Source organism: Cupriavidus alkaliphilus, from assembly GCF_014191175.1.
Lineage (GTDB): Bacteria > Pseudomonadota > Gammaproteobacteria > Burkholderiales > Burkholderiaceae > Cupriavidus > Cupriavidus alkaliphilus.
Genome location: NZ_JACHWE010000002.1, coordinates 587,652 through 610,803 on the forward strand (window position 1 = coordinate 587,652; position 23,152 = coordinate 610,803).

The following is a 23,152-nucleotide window of genomic DNA, read 5'->3' on the forward strand; positions in this document are numbered from 1 at the left end:
CTCAGGCCTGCCGCGCGTCGTGCCGGCCAGCGTGCCAGCTGCGCGCAGCGGCTTCGTCGATGGCCTCGTCCTCGCGCCGCCCGGCGCCGGCGCGCAGCGCGCGGCGCTCGCGCAGCGCCAGCTCGCGCGCGCCGTCCAGCCGCGCCTGCGCGCGCAGCAGCGCGTGGCGGGCCGCGTCGAAGGCGGCACGCCGCTGCGCCACGTCGTCGAGCACCGCGGCCAGGTTGGCATTGGCCCGGGCGATGCGGGCATCGAAGGCGCTCTGCCAGCCCTGCGCATCGAGCAACCCCGACACCGACACCCCACCCTGCGACGCGCCCTGCCGCAGGCGTTCGATGAACGCCGCGCGCTCGGCCAGCGCGGCCTGCACCGCCTGCTGCGCGGCCTCGGCCTGCTGCAGCCCCGCCAGCACCTGCGCGCGGTGCTGCTGCAGCGCGCGCAGCGCGTCTTCCTGGCGGCGCTGGCGCACCGCCTCGAGCTGGCCCAGGCGCGGGTCGGCGCCGCCGCCCGTCATCGCGCGGCTCCGGCAAGCGGCGCGGGCTCGCGCACGCGCAGCGCCTGCGCCAGCTTGTCGACGGCGCCGGCAAAGGTATCGAGCCGCGCCGCCGGCTGCGCCAGGTAGGCGCGGATATCCGGCATCGCCGCCACGGCGGCGTCGGCGACGGGGTCGGCGCCGGGCCGGTATTCGCCGATCTGCAGCAGCAGCTCCAGCTCCTGGTACCGGGCCAGCAGCTGGCGCAGCCGCGCCGCGTCGCGCGCGTGCGCGCCGGCCACCACCTGCGGCATCACCCGGCTGACCGACTGCAGCACGTCCACCGGCGGATACTGGCCGGCGCTGGCCAGCTTGCGCGACAGCACGATATGGCCATCGAGGATGGAGCGCACCTCTTCGGCGATGGGGTCGCTGTCGTCCTCGCCTTCGGTCAGCACCGTATACGCCGCGGTGATCGAGCCCTGCACGCCGGTGCCGGCTCGCTCCAGCAGCTGCGGCAGCATCGAGAACACCGACGGCGGATAGCTGCGCCGGGTCGGCGGCTCGCCGCTGGCCAGGCCGATCTCGCGCTGCGCGCGCGCCAGCCGCGTCAGCGAATCGACCAGCAGCAGCACGCGCTTGCCCTGGTCGCGGAAATGCTCGGCAATCGCGGTGGCGGTATAGGCGCAGCGCACGCGCTCCATCGGCGAGCGGTCCGAGGTCGACACCACCAGCACCGTGCGCGCCATGCCGTCGGGGCCCAGGTTGTACTCGATAAACTCGCGCACCTCGCGGCCGCGCTCGCCCACCAGCGCGACCACGTTGACATCGCTGGACGCGCCTCGCGCCAGCATCCCGAGCAAGGTGCTCTTGCCCACGCCGGGCGGCGCGAAGATGCCTACGCGCTGGCCCTCGCCCAGCGTCAGCAGGCCATCGATGGCGCGCACACCGGTGGCCAGCGGCTCGCGGATCAGCCGGCGCGTGAGCGGGTCGGGGGGCTCGTTGTCCACCGGCACGCGCGCCACGCCATCGAGCGCGCCCTTGCCGTCGATGGGCTCGCCCAGCGCGTCAAGCACGCGCCCAAGCAGCGCGGCGCCGGCCGGGCACTGGTGGCCATGGGCGGAGGGGATTACCTCGGTCAGCGCCGAGACGCCGGTGGTGCGCCCCAGCGGCGTGAGCAGCGCGGTCTGCTGCACGAAGCCGACCACCTCGGCCAGCAGCGGCGGCTCGCCGGGCGTGACCAGCTGGCACAGCTCGCCCACATGGGCCTGGATGCCGGTGGCGTTGATCAGCATCCCCACCGCCTTGCTGACGCGCCCGCGCATCGCCACCGGCGTGAAATGCTCGAACGCGCGTTCCAGGTCAGCGGCGGCATGCTGCAGCGCGGCTTCGATATCGGTGGCGGGGAGTTCGGTGGACATGGGTATCGACGTAGGGATCAGCCCGCCCGCAGCCGGCGCGCAAAGGCTTCAAGCTGGGCCTGCAGGCCCACTTCCATGGAGCCCGAGGGAGTCTGGATTCGGCATGCATCGGGTTCCAGCCCCGGTTCGACCACCACGTTGGCGCGGCGCGGCCACTCCTGGGTCTCGGCCAGACGGTCGAGCAGGCTGCGCACCGCCTGCTCGCGGCCCAGCGGGATCTGGATGGTGATGAAGGGCTCGGCCCGCACCAGCGCCTCGACGCGCTGCAGCGCCACCTCCAGGATGATGTCGGGGTCGAGCTCACCGGCAATCTGCTGCACCGCCTTCATCACGATCTCGGCCATGGTGCGGCGCATTGCGCCCAGCTGGCGCTCGGCCTCGGCGGCGGTGCTGACCTGCGCCGCGGCGTGGTCGGCGTGCGCGCGCGCCCAGCCTTCGCGGTAGCCGTGCTGGCGGCGCTCCTCGGCCTCGCGCTGCGCTTCGCTGCGGATGTGCATGGCCTCGCTGCGCGCGGACTCGATCACCGCGGCGGCGTCGAGCAAGGCGGCATACTCGGCCTCCTTGAGCACCTTGCGCTCGGACAGCAGCTGCAGGTTTTCGCTGGTGATCAGAAAAGCCAGTGCCATGCCGGGAACCGTTCAGGGATCAGGTTGAGCCGCAACAGTTCGCGCAGCTGCGCGGACTGCGCCGGGGTCAGCGGTGCCGGCGACAGGGCCGCCAGCCGCCGCGGAAACTTGCGCCGCAGCGCCTGCAGCAGCGCCTCGTGCGGCGCGTGTGGCGCCTCGGCGGCCAAGAGCCCGCACAGCAGCCGATAGCCGCGCTCGGCCATCAGCCGGCCGGCGCCGGCAGGATGCGCGCGCAGCGGCGCCAGGTTCATCGGCAGCGCCGGCAGCGCCGGCACGCGCTTCAGGATAAAGGCCACCGCGTGGCGGTCGAGCCGGCGCGCGGCACGGCGCATCGCGCGCGGCGCGCTGCCGAGCAGCGGCGCCGCCAGGGCACCGGGCAGCGGCCCGATGCTGTCGGCCAGCTGCGCCGGCAGCATGCGGCGCTCGCTGGCAAAGCCCGCTTGGTGCACCGCCAGGCCCAGCCACCAGGCCAGCAGGCGCAGGTCGCTGCGCGGCATCAGCACCAGCCGCGCCAGCGAGGGCGGCGCCTCGAGCAGATGGTGGATCACGCCATCACGGGCGGCGTCCGCGCCCGCCAGGCCCAGCGGCTGCGCCAGCACGTCGGCGGCGGCGGGCCCGAAGCGGTCCGCGCGGCGCCACGCCAGCGGCCAGTCGGCCGGCAGCCAGCTGGGGTGCAGGTGCGCCAGCGGCCGCTGCGCCAGGTCCGCCACCGCGCGCGCCAGCGCCGGGTCCGGCAATGCCGGCGGCGCCGGCGCGAGTGCGGCGGCCAGCGCGCCGGGCAGGTAGGCGCCAGGCACGGCCCCGGGGGCGGCAACGGTGGCTAGCGGCGTCAATTCGCGCTCCGCGGCGCGCCGCGCCGCTGCGGCCAGCGCAGCACGCCGCGCTGCCATGCCACCACGGCCGCCACCGCCAGTGCAATCGCCACCGCCGCGCCCACCGCGAGCGCGGCGAAGCGTCCGACTGCAAAGCCTGCCGCCGGCCCGGGTGCGCCCGCCTGCGGCGCGAACGGGCGCGCCTCGACCAGCGACAGCGACACGTTGTCGTGGGTCACGCCTTCGATGCTGTGCGCCACCATGTCCTTGACGGTGGGCACCAGCAGGCGCAGGTCGGTATCGGCGCGGTGCTTGATGAACACCGCCGCCGACGACGGCCGGATCTTGTCCGAGAGCGGATCGGTGGCGGGGATCACCACATGCACGCGCGCGGTGACCACGCCGTCGATATTGCGCAGCGTCTCCGACAGCTCCTGCGACAGCGCGAAGATGTAGCGCATGCGCTCTTCGGTGGGGGTCGCCACCAGCCCCTGCTTCTGGAACACCTGCCCCAGCGAGGCAAAGCGTTCGCCCGGCAGGCCTTCGCTACGCAGGATCTCCAGCGCGGCAGGCAGTTGCGATTCCTCGACGCGCACGCGCCACTGGCCCTCGCCCGTGCCGCCGCTGGTGTCGGCGCGCGCCTTTTCCGCGTCGATGCCCTCGGCGGTCAGCGCGGCCAGCACCTGGTTGGCCTCGGGTTCGTTCAGCGACGCGTACAGGTCGACCTTGCATGCGGCCAGCGCCAACGCCATCAGCGCCGGCGCCAGGCGGGCCGCGCGCGCAAGGCGCCGGCACAGCGGAGGCGTGGACATCATTGCTGGTTCTTCAGCAGGCTGTTGAACAGGTTGGTGCCGGCGCTGCCGATGCTGGAGGTCACGTGGATCGACGAGAACAGCTCCAGCGACTGCGTCTGCAGCAGCATGGCCTGGTAGACCACCTCGCTGGTGCTGCCCTCGTAGATCGACGCAAACATGCCGTCGCGCAGTTCCTGCAGGCGTGCGGCCTGGCGCGCCGATTCCTCGCCGGCCGAGACATAGCTGGCGCGGATGGCGTTGCCGAGCGTGGTCGAAGTCGGGTCTGCCGCCTGGGTCACGTGCGCGGTGCGCGAGCCGTCGGCGGCGCGGCCCTGCTGGACCATCTGCGCAAATTGCCGGGCATCGGCCGGGTCGGGCTGCGCGGCGGGGGCCGCGGCCGGCGACTGGTGCGCGGCGACGGTGGCGCTGTCGGGCGCGGCGCCGGCGGCGGGGGCGGCGGCAATGGCGGCGGTAGGGTCCATCATGGCTCTCCTTGCAAAGCGTTGGGGCGCCCCGGCATGCCGGGGCGCACGGCAGGCCTGCCGTCAGTTGGTGCGCGAGGTCTGCTTGACGTCCTGCATCGCGCCCTGGACCAGGTTGGCCTTCTGCGTGTTGTGGGCCATCTCGCTGCTGACCACCGCGTTCTGGCGCGTCAGCGTGTCCTGCAGGCCCAGGATGTTCACCGAGAACTCCTGCGCTTTCTGCTGGATTTCCTGCATCTTGGCATTGAGGTCGACTTCAGCCATGACAATCTCCTTCAGGTAGGTTGGCGTCATACACCTGCCCTCCGGGGGCAAGCGGCATCTGCGCCCGCGGGCGCAAATCCTGTGGCACGGCGCGCGGTTGTGCCGTCATCGCCGTGCCTGCGGCGGCACCGGGCTGTCCTTCAGCACCACGCCGTCCGCGTCGATCCGTTCGATCTCGGCGCCGTTCTTCAGCACCGCCCCTTCGAAATAGCGCGCGCCGTTGGCCAGCTGCACCGAGCGCGTGCCGTTGCCGTCCTCGGTAATGCTGACCACGCGCGCGGGAAACACGCCCTGCCAGTTCTCCATGTGGCCGTCGCGCACCTGCCGGCGCCGGCTCTCGGCGCTCTCGCGGTAATCGATCTTGTCGGACACCAGCACCCCCGGGTGCAGGTCCTCGATCACGCGCCGCACCTTGTCGCGCCCGTGCACCGGATCCGCGGTGCCGCTCAGCAGCACCCGGCCCTGGCCCTGGTAGGCGATGCCCACGCCGGGCTCGTCGAGATAGCGCTGGATATGCTCGATCAGGTCGTCGGCCGAGCGCACCTGCTGCTGCACGCCGCGGCCGAACGGCGCCAGCGCCTGCACGATGCGCTGCCGGTCCACGCGCGAATTGACGAAGCCCTTGACCGTGACCGTGCCGTTGGGCAGCGACACCACCTCCAGCTCCGGATAAGCGGCCACGGTCTTGCGCACCGCCGCGGGGTCCGCCTGCTGGGTGCGCGGCGCCAGCCCGGCGTTGGCATAGGTGGCGGCGAGCCAGCCGGCGCCGACCAGCCCCACCACGCCGGCCACGCCCAGTGCCGCCAGCAGCGCGCGCCCGGGCCGGCGCCCGCCCTGCTGCTGCGCGTCGGCATCGCGCGCGGCGCGCCGCCCGGATTCGGCCCAGGCAAAGAGCGTGTCGGTGGCCTCCGACATGCCCGGCTGCGCGCGCAGCAGTTCCACGTCGAGCGCGCCGATGGTGAGGATGTCGCCGCCCGCCAGTGCGAACGCGCGCTGCGTGGTGGCGCGGCCATTGACGTTGACCGCGGCCTCGCCGACGCGCTCGGCCGACACCGCCAGCTCGCCCACGTTCAGCACCAGGTGGCGCGGCTGCACCTCGGCGCCGGGCACGCTGATGTCCACGTCCGCCGCGGTGCCGAGTACATTGGCGCCGCGCCGCAGCGTGACCTGGCGGCCGTAGACGTCGCCGCCGAGAAAGCGCAGGGTCCAGCCCGAAGCTTGAGAATCGCGCAGGTCGGCCATCAGCTCATCCCCGGGATCACCAGGCGCGGCGTCAGCAGGTAGAAGCGCTCCATGTTGTTCTGGCGCTTCTCCTGGTACTTGAACAGGTTGCCGATGATCGGCACATCCTGCAGCAGCGGCACGCCGGACGAGGCGTTTACCTTTTCTTCGGTGGTGTAGCCGGCGATCAGCAGGCTCTTGCCCTCTTCCACCATCGCCTGCGTGGTGATGGAGCGGCGCCGCACCACCGGAATGCGGTCGACGGTCTCGCCCGACAGGTTGCCGTCGGCGATGTCGATGGTCAGCATCACCGCGCGGCTCTGCTGCTCGTCGACCACCAGCGGGGTCACGCGCACCGCTGTGCCGGCGGTGACGTTGAACAGGCCCGCATCCTGGAAACCGTCGACGCGCACATAGAATTCCTGCAGGTTCTCCAGCGCGGCCTCGGTGTTGTCCAGCGTCAGCACCTTGGGCCGCGCGACGAAGTTGGCCTGCCCGCGCTCGGCCAGCGCCTTTACGCGCGTGAGCAGGTAGCGGGTCACGTCGCTGCCGATGGCGCCGGTGAACTGCAGGCCGCTGCCGATGGTCGCGGCGGTGGTGCCGGCCTCGTTGGCGAGATTGCCGAAGCTCAGGCCGGCGTTGCCGTTGCCGCCGCCGAGTTGCAGGTCGATATGGCGCGTATGCAGGCGCCAGTCCACACCCAGGCTGTCCAGGTCGGCCTGGCTGATGTCCATGATGGTGACCTCGATCTCCACCAGCCGCGGCTTGACGTCGAGCGATTCGATCAGGCGCCGGTACTGCGCCATCTTGTCCGGGGTGTCGCGCACGATCACCGCATTGAGGCGGGTATCGGCCTGGAACTGCGGCAACTGGCCGCTGCCCCAGTTGTTCTGCATGCCCAGACCCAGGCCGACGCCACCGCCGCCCATGGCATCGAGCATCTGCGACGGGTCGGCGCTGGGGATGCCCATGCCGCCCCCGCCGCCCTCGCCCATGCGCAGCTGGGCCTGGCGCGTGGCGCCGCGGCTGGTGCCCAGGCTGGGGCCGGTGCCGGTGGCCAGGGTGCGGTTGCGTCCGTACAGGTTGCGCAGCACCGTGACCACGCCGGGGACGGTCATCTCCTTGCCGGCGCGGTTGATGCGGAAATCCGAGGCCCACGAGTACTTGAGCGGGAACAGCTGGATCTCGGCGCGTTCGTCGGCGATGGAGCGGTCGTCCACCGCGCGCACCGCGGCGCGCACGGTCTCGACATAGCGCTTGGGGCCCGACACCATCAGCGTGCCTTCCGCGTCGTTGATGGTGATGGGATAGCGCGAATCGGGCACCTGCATGCGCTCGAGCGAATCGCGCAGGCGCGCGCCCGAGCCGCGCGCGATCGGCAGCACCTCGCTGCGCGCCTCGCTGGCGACGTCGATATACAGCAGCGAACCGTCGTAGTAGTAGGTCAGGCCGAACATCGAGCACACGCTCTTGAGCACGTGCTGCGCGGATTCATTGAACTTGCCGCTGATGGTCCCTTCCACCTTGGGATCGATCACCGCGGTGGTGCCCTGCGAGGCCGTCAGCTCGCGCAGGAAGTCGGCCAGCCGCTTGTCGCTGGCCGAGGCCTGGAACGGCTTGTTGGGCCAGCGCAGGTCCGCCGCGCGCGCAGCCTGGGTGCCGCACAGCAGCGCGCCCGCCAGGCACAGCAGCGCCGCCGCGGTGCGCCATGGCCGCCGTGGCGGGCATGGGCGCCATGCCGGCGGGCGCGTGGCGCGGCCAGTCGATCCGTGTTCCCCGTGGTGCCCCAGCATCATGTCAGTTTGCTTGTCCGTTGGTCCTGCGTGATTGCCTGCGCATCGATTTCTCCTTACAGGAAGGTCAGCATGGTCTGCAGCGCGCGTTGCGCGAAGCGCATCACCTCGCCGCCCAGCCAGCCCCCCAGCAGAACCAGCGACACCAGCACCGCGATCAGCCGCGCCGAGGTGCCGATGCTCTGGTCCTGGATCTGCGTCACTGCCTGCAGCACCGCCACCACCAGCGCCACCAGCGTGCCGATCAGCACCACCGGCAGCGTGACCCACAGCACCACCAGCAGCGCCTGGCGCGTGATGTCGAGGATGGTGTCGGCGCCCATCTCACTCTCCGGCCGGGTTCTGGATCCAGCCCACCGGCACCAGCGTCACGTCTTCATCGACCTCCTGGTACGACAGCACCGGGATGCGCGGCGCGACCGGCTCGATCAGCCGCTTGATATAGCGGCGCACGTCGACGCTGACCACCACCACCACGCGCGCGGCGCCCGCTCCACCACCCGCGCCCGCCGCGCCTGCCTTCTCCGCGGCCTTCTCCAGCAGCACGCGCAGCTGCTCGCGGATATCGCGCGTGACGTCATGGCTGAGCAGCAGCAGGTTGCCGCGCGCTGCCTTCTCGATCGCGCCCTGCACGCGGGCTTCCAGCGCGGGCTCGAACAGCACCGCGTCCAGCGAGCGGTTGGCGCCGACATGGCGGCTGGTGATCAGGCGACCCAGGTCCACGCGCACCAGCTCGGTCAGCGCGATCGCATCGGTTTCCTTGGGTGCCCAGGTGACCAGGCTTTCGAAAATGGTGCGCAGGTTGCGGATCGGCACGCCCTCCTGCAGCAGCCGTCGCAGCACGTCGGTAATGCGCTGCAGCGGCACCACGCGCGCCAGCTCCATCACCAGGTCCGGCGCCTCGGCCTGGATCACGTGGATCATCGACTGCACGTCCTGGATGCCCAGCAGCGGCGCCGCATGCTGCTTGATCACCGCGCCCACGTGCACCGCCAGCACCTCCTCGCACGACAGCGTGCGCACGCCGTCGGCGGCGCCAGGCTCGGCCGGCACCCACACCACTTCCTGGAACGGGCCGAACGGCGCGCCGGTCTCGGCCACGCCCTGGTCCACGCGCGCCCGGGCACCGGGCTCCAGCAGCCGCTTGCCGGGGCGCAGCACGCCGCCGGAAGCCACCACGTCCTGCACGCGGATGGCATACGCATCGCGCTCGGCCAGCGCGCGGTGCTGGATGCGCAGGCGCGGGAACACCATGCCCAGCTCGGCCTCGACCTCTCCCTTGGCGGTGGTCATGCGTTGCTCGAACAGCCGCAGGTCGATGCGCCCGCGCAGCGCTTCGTCCAGCTCCAGCGCCAGCGCCGGCGCCACCGCGGCCTGGGTCCCGGCCGCCGCCGCGCCCTCGTCCGCATCGGCCATCTCGATCCAGGTGACGGTGCCGGTGCTGCGCTGCGCGCGGCGCAGCAGCAGGTAGCCGCCGCCGGCCACCACCAGCGCCATCAGCCCGAAGGTCCACTTGGGAAAGCCCGGCACCACCGCGAACACCGCGATGGCAAGCCCCGATACCACCAGCGCCTTGGGCTGGGCCAGGATCTGCTTGCCGATGACCTCACCCAGGTTGGGCGAGCGGCTGCGCTCTTCATCGGACGAGACCCGGGTGATCACCACCCCGGCCGCGATCGAGACCAGCAGCGACGGGATCTGCGACACCATGCCGTCGCCGATGGTAAGGATGGCATAGCGCTGCAGGGCCTCGCCGATGCTCATGTCTTTCATCAGCGTGCCGATGGTGATGCCCGCCAGGATATTGACCAGCGCGATCACCACGCCGGCGATGGCGTCGCCCTTGACGAACTTCATCGCGCCGTCCATGGCGCCGTGCAGCTGGCATTCCTGCTCCAGCGCACGGCGGCGCTCCTGCGCCTGGCCGGCGGTGATGGTGCCGGCGCGCACGTCGGCGTCGATGCTCATCTGCTTGCCCGGCATCGCGTCCAGCGCAAAGCGCGCGCCCACCTCGGCGACGCGCTCCGAGCCCTTGGCGATGACTATGAACTGCACGATGGCGATGATCAGGAACACCACGCCGCCCACCACCACGTTATTGCCGACGATCAGCTTGCCGAAGGTATCGATGATGTGGCCCGCGTCGGCATGCAGCAGGATCAGCTTGGTCGAGGCGATGTTCAGCGACAGCCGGAACAGCGTGGTGAACAGCAGCAGCGACGGGAACGTCGACAGCGACAGCGCCGACGGGATATAGGTAGCGACGATCAGCAGGGTCAGGCTCATGCCCAGGTTGATCGTCAGCAGCAGGTCCAGCAGGAAGGTCGGCAGCGGCAGCACGAACAGCGCGATCACGGCAAACAGCAGCAGCGTCAGCGCCAGGTCTGACTGGCGCGACGCCGCCGCCGCCATCTGCTGCAGCCCCGGCGCGCCCGGGCCAAGGCCGCGCGGGAACGCTGGGAGGTTTGCCGGGAGTTTCGCCATCGTCCTTGCCGGTGGGATCAGTGGGCGCAGTGTATGGCCGCCTCCGCACAGCCACCAGTACCGAGGATTCGTAGCGCGCGCCGCACATCCGGCGCGCGCGGCCGGCGCCCGGCGGTTTTGGGCGCGGGCCTACAAGGCCTCGTAGTGGACGTGGCTGCACCCCGCTGCTTATCGTTGCGTCTCGAGCAACCGAGCCGCCCAACATGTCTTCCGTCCTGCCTCGTCCTGGCCGCGACCCGTCCGCGCAGGCGCCCGCCGCGGCGCCGCGCGGCAGCGCCATGCGCGTGCTGGTGCACGGCGCCGCCGCGGCGGCACGGCTGGCCACGGCGGGCCTCGATGCCACGCCGGCGCTGCCGCATATGGAGCCCGATACCGCGCGGCTGTCCGGCTGGCTGGCCTGCCGCGCGGCCGCCGTGCCGGTGCGGGCGGGAGGCCACGACTGGCAACTGCGTTTTGTCCCCGCCGACCCGGAGATCGTGGCGCGGCCCGGAGCCGGCTATGCCTTCACCCTCGGCAGCGGCCAGGGCGTGCTGCGCTGGGATGTGCCCAGCGAACGCCTGCTGCTGGGGGTCCCTGGCGCGGCCGAAGCGCTGCCCGCATTGCTGCGCCACGCGCTGATGGCGGACGCGCTGGCCGAAGCAGTGGCGGCACTGGGCCATGTCGTGCCCGACGCCTTCAACTGGCAGCCCGAAGGGGCCCGTGCGCAGCCATTGGCCGCGGCCCATGCCTTTGGCTTCGAGTTGCGGCGCGACGCACCGCCGGCGCGGCTGCGCGGCACGCTGCAGCTGGACCAGCCCGAACGGCTCGCGGCGCTGCCCGCGGGGGTGCCCGCGCAGGCGCCGGCGTGGATGGAGCGTCTGCCGGTGCCGGTCGCGGTGCGCATCGGCACCACGCGGCTGGCGCTGGGCGAGATGCACGGCATCGAGCCCGGCGACATCGTCGGCATCGACGACTGGCATTCGCAAGGCAGCGCGCTGGTGGTGCGCTGTACCACCGGGCGCCACGGCCCGGACTGGACCGCGCTGGCCGAGGGCCGGCGCCTGGTGGTGCAGGCCGGCGCCGGCAGTACGGATGTTTCAAACGGAGCGCATATGGAAGAGCATGACCCCGCACGGCAGGCCCAGCCCATTCCCCATCCGGACGCGGCGCAGCCGCCGCTGTCGCGGCTGGACCAGCTGGAGGTGACGCTGCGCTTTGAAGTCGGCGACGTCGCGGTGCCGCTGGCCGAGCTGCGCGCGGTGGCCCCGGGCTATGTGTTCGAGCTGCCGCAGCCGCTCAAGCAGAGCGAGGTGCGCATCGTCGCCAACGGCAACCGCATCGGCACCGGCACCCTGATCGCGGTCGGCAACCGGCTGGGCGTGCGCATCACCACCTTCGCCGGCGGCGACGCATGAATCGCGGCAGGCCGCCCTCTCCCGTTCCGCCCCGGTGCATGCGATGAACAGCGGACTCTACAATCCGGTCCTGATCCTGACCATCATCCTGACGTTCGGCATTGCGCCTTTCGTCGCGCTGATGGTGACCAGCTATACCAAGCTGGTGATCGTGTTCGGCCTGCTGCGCGCCGCGCTGGGGCTGCAGCAGGTTCCGCCGAACATGGTCCTGAACGGGATAGCCATCATCCTGACCGCCTACATCATGGCGCCGATCGGCTCCGACGCCTTCGACGCCATCAAGCGTCGCGCCGACGCCAACGCCGCCTTCAACGTCAACGACGTGGTCACCGTCTACGACGCCGTCAGCGGCCCGCTCAAGGAATTCCTGGTCAAGCACACCGAGGAGCGCAACCGCACCTTCTTCGTCCAGTCCGCCAAGCGCATCTGGCCCGAGGGCCGCGCCGACGACCTCAAGTCCGACGACATGATGGTGCTGATCCCCAGCTTCACGCTGTCGGAGCTGACGCGGGCGTTCCAGATCGGCTTCGTGGTCTACCTGGTATTCGTGGTGGTAGACCTGATCGTTGCCGCCATCCTGCTGGCGCTGGGCATGTCGATGGTGGCGCCGACCACGATCTCGGTGCCGTTCAAGCTGCTGCTGTTCGTGATGCTGGAGGGGTGGACGCAGCTGATCCAGGGGCTGGTGCTGTCGTACCGCTGAGGGTGGTTCGATGACGGCATGCCCGCCGTGCCGTCCACCGCGTCAGCGCGCCGCTGCGTTGAAATGCCGGCGGATCAGCCAGTCGAGCGACAGCGCCCCGGCGCCCCGGGCCAGCAGCACCAGCAGCATCGCCGCCCACTGGATATGCGTGGGCCATGCCTGCGGATAGACCAGCAACTGGATCGACGCGATCATGCCAAGCAGTATCAGCGCCACCGGGCGGGTTGCCAGGCCGAGTATCAGCAGCACGGGTGCGGTCAGTTCAACGGATACCGCCAGGGAGGCGCCCAGCTCCGGCGACAGCAGCGGCAGCCGATATTCCTCCCGGAACAGCTCCACCGCCGTTGCCCAGTTGGCCAGCTTGGCCATGGCCGAATTCCAGAACACGGTGGCAACCGCGAGCCGCAAGGGAATCGCCAGGACTGTGTACGGTATGCGATCGAGCCGATCCACCAAGCGCTGCACGCGCGCGGCAAGGGTGACGGAGGCGCGGGGGGAGGACGCGGCGTGTGTCATGGCGAATGCTCCGGGATGGGCACATCAGCGGCCCGGGCCGGGCCGAAGCCGATAAAGCAGCCGGCCGACAACAGCCACGCCAGCCACGCGTGCGCGTCCGCCGCAGGCACGGGGTCGAGCGCGGCGTGCAGTGGCTGCCCGGCCAGCAAGGCCGCCGTGAATTGCCATTGCCACGCGCCGAGCCGGGCGACGTCGATGCCGTCCGGCGTGCGGCGCACCAGCAGCCGGACCGCGCCCGCAGCCGGGTCGATGCGCGCCAGCGCGTTGTCGTCGCGGTTCAGCACCGCGCGCCAGATGGCATCGACGGGAAACGCGGCATGTACCAGCCGCACCGCGGGATGCGGCAGGAAGTGCATGGCGCCGGCTGCGGAAAGGTCGGATTCAGCCAGGCGGCGCAGATCGAGCGGCGTGGCGTCCGGCGCGTGCAAGACCGTACTCACGGCCCATTCCAGCCGGGCGACGTCAGGCAGGTAGTCGATTGCGGCCGCCTCCGGCAGGCGCGCCAGGCATGCCGCGAACGCCTCGCCGTACGCATCCAGCCATGCGCTGTGCGGGGCAGACTGGCCGATGAACAGCCGGGCCGCGCCCTCAAAGAACTCGGTGCCTACCAGCGCCTGGATGGCTGGATAAGTCAGGCGCAGCGCGCCTACCAGCGTGTTGGTGGCGGTGTTCCGGTAGATGCCCAGGCGCGCCTGCGGCGCCAGCCCGTCCGCGACCACGTGCGCCAAGGCTCCGCCGGTGGCAGCATTACCCAGTTCCTGGGCGAACGCGCGCTGCAGCTCAAGCAGTGAGGGTTGGTCGGATGGCATGCTGCGTTTTCTCTAGTGCCGCCTGAGCGATATGCGCTTCGCCCATCAGCACATCGAGCGGCGGCACGTCCGTATCCCATTCGATCAGCGTCGGCACCGGGCCGAAGCGCCCAAGCGCCGCCGCGTAGAGCGCCCACACCGCCGGTGCCACGCGCGAGCCGTGATCGTCGATGCGCAGGACCTGCCCGTTGCCGAGTTCCCGCACGCTGTGGCCCGCCAGATGGATTTCGCCGATGGCGGCCGGAACCAGCGCATGCAGGTATGTCAGGGCGTCCCATCCATGATTGCAGGAGCTGACATAGATATTGTTGACGTCGCAAAGGATGCCGCAGCCGGTGCGCCGCCCCACTTCGGCGAGAAATTCCCACTCGGGAATGGTCGAGTGGCGATACTGCAGATAGGTCGACGGATTCTCGATCAGGATGCGGCGTCGCAGTGCATCCTGGACCTGGTCGACATGCCGGCATACCACGGCAAGCGCCTCCTCGGTCATCGGCAATGGCAACAGGTCGGCAAGATATGTGCCGCCGGTAGCGCTCCAGGACAGATGCTCCGACACCAGCCCGGGCTCGAACCGTTCAACCACCTTGCGCACCCGCGCCAGATGCACCGGGTCGAGCCCGTCTGCACTGCCCAGCGACAGGCCAACGCCGTGCAGCGACAGCGCGTAGTCCCGGCGAATGGCGTCGAGGCAGCCCGGCATGCGGCCACCGCCCATGTAGTTCTCCGTATGCACCTCGAACCAGGCCACTGCCGGGCGTTCCTCCACCACCGCCTGATGGTGCCGGAAGCGCAATCCGATCCCGACGCGCGGCGGGATCGGGCCCAGCCCGCGTGGCTGGGCGGTGGCCGCAGCAGCCATGGCGCCGGGCCTCAGGAGGCCTTCAGCTTGCCGCCCTGGATCTTGCTGCAATCGCCGGCGGGCAGCAACACGAAGGATTTGGCATCGCGTGCCTGCGTGGCTTGCCCCGCGCAGGAATGCGCACCTTCCGCGCAGTCGTTCCTGGCCACGGCATTGATGCCATAGCACTTCTCCAGCTTGTTCTTTTCCATCCTCGCCATGTTGTCCTTCACGACCTGGGGCGTCGCGCCCGCGTCCTTCGTGGCTTGCGCTTGCGCGGGCGCGGTGACCATGGCAAGCGCCAGCCCCAGGGCAGACGACAAGGTGGATGCGGCCAATGCATGCTTGTTCATCTCGCATTCTCCTGACGGTTGCGGCCCGGATCCGGAGCCGTGTCAGGAGATTCGGCCCCGCGCGACGAAAGGTTACGCCTCGCCGGAAAAATTAACCGGGCGACAAGCGGGCCGCCATGAAGCAGAATTCAGGCATGTCTTCCCAAGCCGACCGCTCGCATCGCCAGGGCCACCATGCCGGCGGCAAGCCGGGCCTGGCGCACGCCACGGACGATGCGGCGGTTCCTGGCCCGTTGTCCGGGCCGGCGTGCCGCCCGGACGGCACGCCGGACTGGTCGGCCATGATGGCCCGCGCACAGGCAGGCGACCGCGCGGCGTATCGCTGCCTGCTCGAAGGCATCACCCCGTACATCCGCGCGCTGGCCATGCGGCAGGTCCGCAATCATGGAGATATCGAGGACATCGTGCAGGATGTGCTGCTCACGATTCACGCCGTGCGCCACACCTACGACCCGGCACGCCCGTTCGGTCCATGGCTGGTGGCCATTGCCCGCCGGCGCATTATCGACAGCCTGCGCCGGCGGGCACGTACCAGTGCGCGCGAAACGCCGCTCGGCACGGAAGCGGAAACCGTTTCCGACCTCGGCGCGAACCTTCAGGAAATGGCATTGGACGCGCGTGCGCTGCACGACGCGGTCGACTGTCTGCCTGCCGGACAGCGCGAGGCGCTGCGCATGCTGAAACTAGAGGAAATGTCATTGAAAGAGGCCGCCGCCGCCAGCGGCATGTCGGTCGGCGCGCTGAAGGTGGCCACCCATCGCGCCCTGAAGACGCTGCGCAAACTGTTCGAATCCGAAGGTAGCAAGCCGTGAGAGACACCGATGACCTGATCGAGTCGCTGGTGGCCGACGCCAATCCGGTTCGCCGCTTGCACCGGCCCTGGGTGCGGGTGGTGTGCTGGGCGTTCCTGGCTGCGCTGTTGCTGGCGCTGGTCATGCTCGTGAATGGCGTGCGGCCAGACCTTGCGCTGAAGTTCCGGCAGCCGGTGTTCGCGCTCAGCATTGCAGCCGCCATCGTCACCGGCATCCTGGCCGCGGCGGCCGCATTCATCGCCAGCGTGCCGGGTCGCTCGCGCCGCTGGCTGTGGTTGCCGCTACCATCGCTGGCCGTCTGGATGGGGACCATCGGTTACGGCTGTCTCACCAACTGGGTGGAGATCGGGCCGGCAGGCGTATCGCCCGGCGAGACCGCGCGCTGCTTCGCAACGCTGGTGATGATCAGCACGCCGCTGGCCATTGCCCTGGCGGCGATGTTGCGCCATGTCGCACGCCTCTCGCCTGCGCCGGTGGCGATGTGCGCGGGCCTTGCCGTTGCCGCCTTCGCGGCTGCGAGCCTGCTACTCGTTCATCCGCTGGAGGCCAGCGCGATGGTCTTGTTGTGGAATCTGGGTGTCGCGCTGCTGTTTGTCGGTGCCGGCGGCCTGTCTGGACATCGGACGGTCGCGCGAATGGCGCAACCCTGACTGCCCCGCAAACGTCATTTGGGCTTCCCGAACATGACATGGGTTCTGACTCAGGCACCATCAAGACGGTGTGATCGTGTCCTCATCCCTGCTTCCGGAGCTAGCCCTTCACGTCAAACGACTCGTGATACTTGACCACACCCGAGGGCACGTGCGGGCCGAACGCAATGGCTTGAAAGTATTCCGCCGGAACTCCGGGTAGCACGAGCGACGACTGTGTTGAGAATCCAAAGCGGGAATAGTAGGCCGGTTCCCCGAGGACTACGCAACCTTGCGCGCCGGACTGTCTCAGGCGATCCAGGGCCGCACGGATGAGTTGCGAGCCCACCCCCATGCCTTGATGCGCAGGCATGACAGATACCGGACCAAGTCCGTACCATTGCGCATTGCCGTCCGAGATGTCGACGCGGGAAATGGCGACATGGCCGACAACCTTGCCGGACAGTTCCGCGACAAGCGAGATCTGCAACTGTCCCGCCGCCCTCAGGGCCGCGATGATCAGTTGTTCCGTGCCACTGGAGTGGGGAGCGACGGCGAAGGCCGCCTGTGTCACCTGGGTAATGGCGTGTGCGTCGTCCGGACGCTCGCTCCTGATCAGGATCGCATCAAACTTGGTCATTCGGTTTCCTAAGATGGCTACGCGCAATGCCATCAGTATGGGCCGCTCCCTGCATGAAGAAGTCCAGGGCTGTGCAAAGCTCGTCTTCCAGGCGCACGTCGGCGCCGCTCAGCCAGGTCATGACGGCACCCAGGTACAGGAAATGCAGATAGTGCGCCAGGCGCCCGGCCGCCGTATCGGACCGGATCTCTCCAGCCTGCTGTGCCTGCTCGATCAGTAGCACGTACAAGGGAAGCATGTCCGAACTGGCCTGCTGCTCCATTCCATCACGCACTTGCTGGAAGCGGAAGCGGATATACGGCGCCGCATACTGGCGATGGTGTTCCCACCAGCTGGCCGAGCCATGCCACAGCGTTGCCACGCGTGCGACGAAGGATTCCCGACTCAGAACGTAGTCCTCCACCACCGCTTGCAGATCCTGCTCGAGCTCGTTGTGCATCCAGTGCACCAGTACTGCCTCTTTGACGGGGAAGTGGTTGTAGAGCGTTCCTCTTGCAACATCCGCCTCTGCTGCGATCTGTTCCATCGTGACCCCTTCATATCCGTCGCGTTCAAATAACGTGTGCGCGGCAGCAGCGATGCGGTCGCGCGTCTGCTTTCTTTTGCGGGCAATCCGGTCGTCTTCGCTCATTGCAGTTGCGGCTGAATTGGACAATGTCTAATATTGTACAGTGTACAATATTGCAGGGGAAGTCGTTGATGCGCGCAAGGAAAGAATTTCCCACGGTAGTCATCGGAGCGGGGCTGTCAGGATTGGCCGCTGCGCTTTCGCTATCCCGTCGCGGCATCCCGGTGATGGTCGTGGAGGCGCAGAAGAGCGCGGGCGGATGCTGCTCGACCGAGGTGTCCGACGGATATACCTTCAACAATGGCGCGGTATACGTGGCCGTGCCTTCATTGCTTCATGCTGCCTTCGGACGCCTGGGCCTCAGCTTCGATGACGAAGTCGAACTCGTCCGCATAGCAAAGCCCCACGCTACTTATCTGGCCAATGGCACCGCCGTGCACCTTTCAACAGCGGAGCACTCGTATATGGAAGGGGCCAGCCACCACCGTCGGACGCAGGCGCTGCGAGACGGGCTGGCCCGGCTACGGGACGACTGGCGCCCGATCTACGGAACCTTGGTCCGCGACGTGCTTCCAGCAGAACCCTCGCTGTTACGTACCGTCGGCAAACTCTGGAGACATCTGCCGCGAATGGGCGGGCATGTAAATGGCTTGATCGCGTCGTATTTTCCGGATGGGGACCTGCAAGCTGCCGTCGCGTCCACGTTGCTCTACACAGGCCTTGCACCCGACCGGCTCCCCGCGACACAGATCATTGGCTTGCTGGCCTTGCTGGAGGAAGGATTCCACCTGCCGCGCGGCGGCATGGGAGCCATCAGTGCTGCGCTGCTGCGGCACCTGCGGAGTCAATCCGTCGCAGTGCGCTTTGGTACCGGGGTCAGGGAAATCGCCGTCACGGACGGCCGGGTGGATGGCGTTGTGCTGACCGACGGGGAACGCATCCCGACCTCGCACGTCGTCGCCACGTGTTCGGGATTGGGTGTGGTGAAGGATCTGCTGCGTGCCACCGACATCCCGCGAAGCTTGGCCGTCAAGGCGGACAAGGCGCCGTTGTCACACAGAGCGATCTCCATCCAGATCGGATATTCCGGTGCTGCGGCAGCAGACGCGTTCATCGTCAACCATGTACCGGCGATGGAAAAACAAGGCGCGATGCACGTCCTGACATCCGATGTCCCGCAATGGATCTCGTACACACAGCCTACTCAAGTTCTCCCCGAACTGGCGCCTGGGGGCAGGCATATCATTGAGTTTTACGCGCCCGCTGGCGATATTCGCTCAGTATCTGAATGGAATCAGGCATGGAGCGATTCGGCACTGGAGAGATACCTGGACGCGTTGCAGAAGCGAGTCCCCGGCATCGCCATCGAAACGACCCGCGTGCTCGATCCGCAGGACTTTGCCCGGCAACGACAATTGTATGAAGGTGCGCTGTATGGAATTGCCCCGGGTGCTCCACCCCACCGATTCCTCCCGCATCGGACACCGGTCAGCGGGCTATACCTGGGCGGACAAACGACGTTCCCGGGCTATGGCGTGCCCTCGGCAATTCTGTCTGGCATACAGTCCGCGGAGTCGCTGTTTGCAGACTTGTCTCGGTCAGGCTGACTTCATTCTCCAGGGAGCGCCGGGTGGCGTCAGCCAGGAAGCAGCACAGGACTACGATGCCTTGGGGCCGGGCGGCCGCAACCGCCCGGCAGCCAACCGCTCCGATTCCCTCACGCCGCCACCGCCCTCACGTCCGCCACCTCCCCCTCATGCGTATGGTCCACCACCGCCACCTTGGCCAGCTGCAGCGCCCGCACGCGCTGCCCGGGCAGGCCGAAGCTGCGCGCCAGTTCGTCGGTACGCAGCGCGGGCAGCGGCTTGCGGCGGTCCAGGCCGGCAAAGCGGTACTGGTTGTAGAGCGCCCATGACAGCAGCACGATGCCGTTGAACAACCCCACCAGCACGTAGACCGTGAGCGTGCCCATGGTAGGCAGCAGCGCGGCCCAGAACGGCACGCCGGGGCCGGCGGAGGCTTCGTGCAGGATGGCGCGGATGCCGCTCGCGCCGAGGTAGAAGAAGCCGGCCCAGGCCAGCGCCGTGAGCAGCGCGTCGAACAGCCAGCGCAGGCGCGAGCCGCGGGTGCGGATGATCATGCTTTCGGGTTTCATGACGACCTCATGGTGTGGATGCCCCGGTCGGGGCTGGTCCAGCGCGCGCGCTGGCGCCGGGTCTTGAGCATGACCTTGGGGAAGGCCAGCAGCGTGGTCAGCATCCCGACCATCCAGTACGCCAGCGGATACCAGATGATCCAGTACAGCGTGCGCGCCAGGCGCGGCTCGTAGCGGCGGTCGATCAGCACGCTCAGCCCGAACTGCAGCAGGCACACGGCGGCCAGCACCATGCCGGTAAAGCCCGGCGGCATCAGCTTCTGGATGCGGATATTGGCCGGCAGCTCGATGAAATGCCCCAGCGCCCACAGCAGGATCGACATGGCGAAGGCAAAGGCCCAGCCCGCCGACAGGCAGTACTCCGCCATCAGCGGCCACAGCCGGCGATGGCGCCAGATCCAGATCGAGCGCACGTTCTTCATGAACACCTCGGCCCCGCCCTGGGCCCAGCGCAGCCGCTGCTTGAGCAGGCCGCGCACGGTCTCGGGCATCAGGATCCAGCACAGCGCGCGCGGTTCGTAGAAGATCGACCAGTGGTCGCGCTGCAGCTTCCAGCTGATGTCGATGTCCTCGGTGATCATGTCCAGGCTCCAGTAGCCCACGCGGTCCAGCGCGCGGCGCCGGAACGCGGCGACCACGCCCGAGACGGTGAAGACCTGGCCGTAGACGCGCTGGGTGCGCTTGATCAGGCCGATGATCGACGAGAACTCGCCGACCTGGATCCGCCCCACCAGCGTCGAGCGGGTACGGATGCGCGGGTTGCCGGTGACCGCGCCCACGCGCGGGTTGGCCACCATCGGCGCGACCAGGTAGGCGGCGGCGTCGGGGTCCAGCGCGGCATCGCCGTCGATGCACACCAGGTATTCGCCGCGCGCGGCCAGCGCGCCCATGCGCAGCGCCATGGCCTTGCCCTGGTTATGCGCCAGGTGCACCACGCGCAGGCGCGGGTGCTGCGCCGCCAGCGCGTCGAGCAAGGCGCCGGTGCCGTCGCGCGAGCCGTCGTTGATGGCGATCACCTCGAAGTGCGGATAGCGCTGCGCCAGCGCTGCCAGCAGGGTGTCCTCGCCGTTCTTTTCCTCGTTGTAGCACGGCACCAGGATCGAGATGAATGGCTGGCCGGGCACCTCGGGCGCCTCGCGTTCGGCGCCCCAGCGCCATTTGCGCTCCCAGTGCCACCAGAAGTACAAACCGCCGGCGATCCACAGGCCGGACATAAACAGCGGATAGAAGAACACAAAGGCCAGCAGCAGGTCACCGGTGGCAAGGGCGGCCAGCGCGAACGGCAGCGCCAGCGCAAGGCACAGGATGACCAGGGCAAACAGTCGTTCGATCATGGTGCGGGGTACCAGGCGTTGGACAGCGCCGGCCGGATTACCTCGAGCCGGGGCTGGTTGTTGTGGAAGTCGTCCGGGTAGTAGCCGAAATTGCGCGCGCCGCGGCGCTGCAGCCGCTGCATCCAGCCGGCCAGCACCGCGCTGTCGACCGGACGGGCCGCGGGGGCGCGCCAGTCGCGCGCCTGCAGCTCGAACACGGTGCGCCGGAGCGCGCCGGGGCGCTGGGCGATGGTATCGACCATGCGGTCGAGCCACGCGTGCTCCTGCCCGGCCGGCACCTGCTCCATGTACGGCATCGCCATCGGCGCGGTCCAGTCGTAGGCGGCGAGGAAGTCGTCCAGGTTCTGCGCGAACCACGCCTCGCTCTGCGGCTGCAGCACCGGCAGCGCGAAGATGTTGCGCGCGGTCTTGATGGCGGGCCCGCGCACCTCGCGCACGCGCGCGGTCAGCGCGTGGGTAAAGTCCACCAGCGCCCTGCTCTTCATGCGGGTCCAGCGCTGCATCTGTTCGGGGCTGGCGCGCAGGTCGGCGATCGAACCGGGCAGGCCCGCGGCGCGATACGCGGCCAGTGCCGGCGCGCTGGCATCCTCGAAATCGCCCAGCAAGGCGTCGTCGTGGAACAGGATGCCGTCGAAGAAGGCGTGGCGCGCCAGGTCTTCATACAGGTCGCCGATGCGGGCCCGGGCTACCGGATCGAACGGCGACAGGCGCCGGTACTGCTTCGGGTCGACCGCCGCCGTGCCGGTGGCCGGATCCCAGCGCGCCACGCGCGCCAGCGACGGCTCGAGGTCGAAGCTCAGCACCGGCATCCACGCGTACACCTTCACGTTGGCGCGGTTGTCGAGCTGCCACGCGACCCGGTTGAACAGGTCGGCGCGCACCGGCAGCCAGCGGTTGGGGAAGTACACCGACTTGACCAGTCCGTCGCCGTCATCGTCGGAGAACGCCTGCAGGAACACGGTGTCGATTTTCAGGTCGGCGATGCGCTGCACCAGCAGGCCCAGGTTGCGTTCGACCTGGGCGGGATCGGGGTCATAGACATAGTCCAGGTCCACGTGCGCCACGCGCATGCCGTTGGGCTCTTCCGTCGCCACCACCGAGCGGGCGAAGTCGCGCAGGCCGGGATCGTCGCTGAGCAGCAGGCGCGCGCCCGACATCAGGCGGTCCACCGTGGCCAGGCCGTCTTCCAGCGTCAGCGCCATCTGGTAGCCGTTCTCGGCGACGATGCGCAGCGCCGCGCCGCCCTCGGCGCCGTACGGCCAGATCCACACGCGCACCGGCTTGCCGGTGACGGCGCGCACCTTGGCGGTGATGCGGGCCACGTCGGCACGCAACCTCTCTTGCTGCGCGGAATCGCTTTCATAGCGGCCGGTGCCGGCATCGAAGGCGCGCACCGCCGCGGCCGGCTCGGTGTTGCCCTGCGGGTTGGCGCGCACCCCGTAGTGCAAGGCATCGGTATGCGCGCCGATTTCCACCAGGCCCGACGCGGCGATCTCGCGCACCTGCTGCCAGTTGAGCAGGCGCTCGCGCGCCGTCGGCGTGCCGCCGAAATCCACCGGCTGTCCCGGCGGGGTATCGAGCCAGCCGCCCACCGGCGCCAGCACGGCCGGCCAGCGGTAGGCCTTCAGGATCGGCAGCACGCGGGTGTAGAAGCTGCGGTAGCCGTCGTCGAAGGTCAGCAGCACCGCGCGCTCGGGCAATGGCGGGCCGCCGCGGCGCGCCGCCAGCACCTGGTCGACCGAGACCGCGCGGTAGCCGTTCTCGCGCAGCCACGCCAGCTGGCCGACCAGGTGGTCGGTGCGCACGCTCAGGTAGGCCTGGTCAGGGTCCTTGTCTTCGACATCGTGATAGGCCAGTACCACCACATGGTTGCGCGGCCACGGCTGCTCGGCAGCCGCGGCGGGGCGCTGGGCCGGTGGCGTGAACACCGGGATGTCCTTGGCACAGGCGGCCAGCAGGCATGCGGCCAGCACCAGCCAGAGCAGGCGGCAGGCGCGCCGCAGGGTTGCGTTCATGGCTTGCATTCCTG

The 23,152-nt window shown here is 69.4% G+C and carries 25 protein-coding genes; 5 read left to right on the forward strand and 20 right to left on the reverse strand.

The annotated features are described in order from the left end of the window. Position 1: 1 nt before the first annotated feature. The 11 genes from FHX60_RS09095 to sctV all read right to left on the reverse strand — a co-directional run bounded on the left by FHX60_RS09095 (position 2) and on the right by sctV (position 10,369). A complete protein-coding gene (locus FHX60_RS09095; RefSeq protein WP_092315909.1) occupies positions 2–514 on the reverse strand; it encodes a flagellar FliJ family protein in 513 nt (170 codons plus the stop codon). Then, a complete protein-coding gene (locus FHX60_RS09100; RefSeq protein ID WP_116296354.1) occupies positions 511–1,893 on the reverse strand; it encodes a FliI/YscN family ATPase in 1,383 nt (460 codons plus the stop codon). Before FHX60_RS09100 ends, FHX60_RS09095 begins: the two co-directional genes overlap by 4 nt. A gap of 17 nt (positions 1,894–1,910) precedes the next feature. Further along, positions 1,911–2,519, reverse strand: coding sequence for a type III secretion system stator protein SctL (sctL, locus tag FHX60_RS09105; RefSeq protein ID WP_112776652.1), 609 nt, complete (start codon positions 2,517–2,519; stop codon positions 1,911–1,913). Continuing rightward, a complete protein-coding gene (locus tag FHX60_RS09110) occupies positions 2,501–3,352 on the reverse strand; it encodes a type III secretion system protein SctK (protein WP_260163803.1) in 852 nt (283 codons plus the stop codon). The genes sctL and FHX60_RS09110 overlap by 19 nt, the downstream gene beginning before the upstream one ends. Continuing rightward, entirely contained in the window at positions 3,349–4,146 is a 798-nt protein-coding gene (sctJ, locus tag FHX60_RS09115) for a type III secretion system inner membrane ring lipoprotein SctJ (RefSeq protein ID WP_112776650.1), read from the reverse strand. Before sctJ ends, FHX60_RS09110 begins: the two co-directional genes overlap by 4 nt. Next, the gene (locus FHX60_RS09120) at positions 4,143–4,610 is read right to left on the reverse strand and encodes a hypothetical protein (protein ID WP_092315899.1); all 468 of its coding nucleotides are present in this window, start codon (positions 4,608–4,610) and stop codon (positions 4,143–4,145) included. The genes sctJ and FHX60_RS09120 overlap by 4 nt, the downstream gene beginning before the upstream one ends. Positions 4,611–4,670: 60 nt before the next feature. Next, positions 4,671–4,871, reverse strand: coding sequence for a hypothetical protein (locus FHX60_RS09125; RefSeq protein WP_018007336.1), 201 nt, complete (start codon positions 4,869–4,871; stop codon positions 4,671–4,673). A gap of 105 nt (positions 4,872–4,976) precedes the next feature. Next, on the reverse strand, positions 4,977–6,113 hold the full coding sequence (locus FHX60_RS09130; RefSeq protein WP_183283136.1) for a type III secretion system protein SctD: 1,137 nt from the start codon (positions 6,111–6,113) through the stop codon (positions 4,977–4,979). Then, on the reverse strand, positions 6,113–7,888 hold the full coding sequence (gene sctC, locus FHX60_RS09135) for a type III secretion system outer membrane ring subunit SctC (RefSeq protein WP_183283137.1): 1,776 nt from the start codon (positions 7,886–7,888) through the stop codon (positions 6,113–6,115). Before sctC ends, FHX60_RS09130 begins: the two co-directional genes overlap by 1 nt. Positions 7,889–7,941: 53 nt before the next feature. Then, complete coding sequence (locus FHX60_RS09140) at positions 7,942–8,208, reverse strand: EscS/YscS/HrcS family type III secretion system export apparatus protein (protein WP_018007333.1); 267 nt, start codon at positions 8,206–8,208, stop codon at positions 7,942–7,944. A 1-nt stretch (position 8,209) separates the two neighbouring features. Next, a complete protein-coding gene (gene sctV, locus FHX60_RS09145; protein WP_183283138.1) occupies positions 8,210–10,369 on the reverse strand; it encodes a type III secretion system export apparatus subunit SctV in 2,160 nt (719 codons plus the stop codon). A 203-nt stretch (positions 10,370–10,572) separates the two neighbouring features. On the opposite strand from sctV, the gene sctQ reads away from it, so the two are divergent. Beyond that, a complete protein-coding gene (sctQ, locus tag FHX60_RS09150) occupies positions 10,573–11,763 on the forward strand; it encodes a type III secretion system cytoplasmic ring protein SctQ (protein ID WP_183283139.1) in 1,191 nt (396 codons plus the stop codon). A 43-nt stretch (positions 11,764–11,806) separates the two neighbouring features. After that, positions 11,807–12,466, forward strand: a complete 660-nt coding sequence (gene sctR / locus FHX60_RS09155) for a type III secretion system export apparatus subunit SctR (protein WP_012356083.1) — start codon at positions 11,807–11,809, stop codon at positions 12,464–12,466. Positions 12,467–12,508: 42 nt separating this feature from the next. Here the strand turns inward: sctR and FHX60_RS09160 are convergent, their stop codons facing one another. Genes FHX60_RS09160 through bufA1 form a run of 4 tightly spaced genes read right to left on the reverse strand, consistent with a single transcriptional unit; the run spans position 12,509 to position 14,985 of the window. Next, a complete protein-coding gene (locus FHX60_RS09160) occupies positions 12,509–12,982 on the reverse strand; it encodes a DoxX family protein (RefSeq protein ID WP_183283140.1) in 474 nt (157 codons plus the stop codon). After that, positions 12,979–13,791 carry an HvfC/BufC N-terminal domain-containing protein gene (locus FHX60_RS09165; protein ID WP_183283141.1) on the reverse strand — a complete coding sequence of 271 codons (813 nt, stop codon included), beginning with the start codon at positions 13,789–13,791 and terminating at the stop codon, positions 12,979–12,981. Before FHX60_RS09165 ends, FHX60_RS09160 begins: the two co-directional genes overlap by 4 nt. Then, positions 13,763–14,653, reverse strand: a complete 891-nt coding sequence (gene bufB / locus FHX60_RS09170) for an MNIO family bufferin maturase (RefSeq protein ID WP_183283142.1) — start codon at positions 14,651–14,653, stop codon at positions 13,763–13,765. Before bufB ends, FHX60_RS09165 begins: the two co-directional genes overlap by 29 nt. An 11-nt stretch (positions 14,654–14,664) precedes the next feature. Beyond that, a complete protein-coding gene (gene bufA1, locus FHX60_RS09175) occupies positions 14,665–14,985 on the reverse strand; it encodes a BufA1 family periplasmic bufferin-type metallophore (RefSeq protein WP_183283143.1) in 321 nt (106 codons plus the stop codon). A gap of 134 nt (positions 14,986–15,119) precedes the next feature. Here bufA1 and FHX60_RS09180 point away from each other — a divergent pair, with 134 nt between their 5' ends. Both FHX60_RS09180 and FHX60_RS09185 read left to right on the forward strand, forming a co-directional pair. Further along, positions 15,120–15,797 carry a sigma-70 family RNA polymerase sigma factor gene (locus FHX60_RS09180; protein WP_260163804.1) on the forward strand — a complete coding sequence of 226 codons (678 nt, stop codon included), beginning with the start codon at positions 15,120–15,122 and terminating at the stop codon, positions 15,795–15,797. Beyond that, a complete protein-coding gene (locus tag FHX60_RS09185) occupies positions 15,794–16,447 on the forward strand; it encodes an NrsF family protein (RefSeq protein ID WP_183283145.1) in 654 nt (217 codons plus the stop codon). The genes FHX60_RS09180 and FHX60_RS09185 overlap by 4 nt, the downstream gene beginning before the upstream one ends. A 100-nt stretch (positions 16,448–16,547) precedes the next feature. On the opposite strand, the gene FHX60_RS09190 is transcribed toward FHX60_RS09185, so the two are convergent. Further along, positions 16,548–17,066, reverse strand: coding sequence for a GNAT family N-acetyltransferase (locus FHX60_RS09190; protein WP_183283146.1), 519 nt, complete (start codon positions 17,064–17,066; stop codon positions 16,548–16,550). Further along, a complete protein-coding gene (locus FHX60_RS09195; protein WP_183283147.1) occupies positions 17,053–17,697 on the reverse strand; it encodes a TetR/AcrR family transcriptional regulator in 645 nt (214 codons plus the stop codon). The genes FHX60_RS09190 and FHX60_RS09195 overlap by 14 nt, the downstream gene beginning before the upstream one ends. A gap of 68 nt (positions 17,698–17,765) precedes the next feature. Between FHX60_RS09195 and FHX60_RS09200 the strand changes: the two genes are divergently transcribed. After that, positions 17,766–19,241 (forward strand): phytoene desaturase family protein, encoded by a 1,476-nt coding sequence (locus FHX60_RS09200; RefSeq protein WP_183283148.1) that lies wholly within the window; start codon positions 17,766–17,768, stop codon positions 19,239–19,241. Between the two features lie 110 nt (positions 19,242–19,351). Here the strand turns inward: FHX60_RS09200 and pgaD are convergent, their stop codons facing one another. Genes pgaD through pgaB form a run of 3 tightly spaced genes read right to left on the reverse strand, consistent with a single transcriptional unit; the run spans position 19,352 to position 23,138 of the window. After that, a complete protein-coding gene (gene pgaD, locus FHX60_RS09205; RefSeq protein ID WP_092315873.1) occupies positions 19,352–19,789 on the reverse strand; it encodes a poly-beta-1,6-N-acetyl-D-glucosamine biosynthesis protein PgaD in 438 nt (145 codons plus the stop codon). After that, positions 19,786–21,123: a poly-beta-1,6-N-acetyl-D-glucosamine synthase gene (pgaC, locus tag FHX60_RS09210; protein ID WP_183283149.1), complete on the reverse strand. Its 1,338-nt coding sequence runs from the start codon at positions 21,121–21,123 to the stop codon at positions 19,786–19,788. Before pgaC ends, pgaD begins: the two co-directional genes overlap by 4 nt. Further along, positions 21,120–23,138 carry a poly-beta-1,6-N-acetyl-D-glucosamine N-deacetylase PgaB gene (pgaB, locus tag FHX60_RS09215; protein ID WP_183283150.1) on the reverse strand — a complete coding sequence of 673 codons (2,019 nt, stop codon included), beginning with the start codon at positions 23,136–23,138 and terminating at the stop codon, positions 21,120–21,122. The genes pgaC and pgaB overlap by 4 nt, the downstream gene beginning before the upstream one ends. Positions 23,139–23,152: the final 14 nt, after the last annotated feature.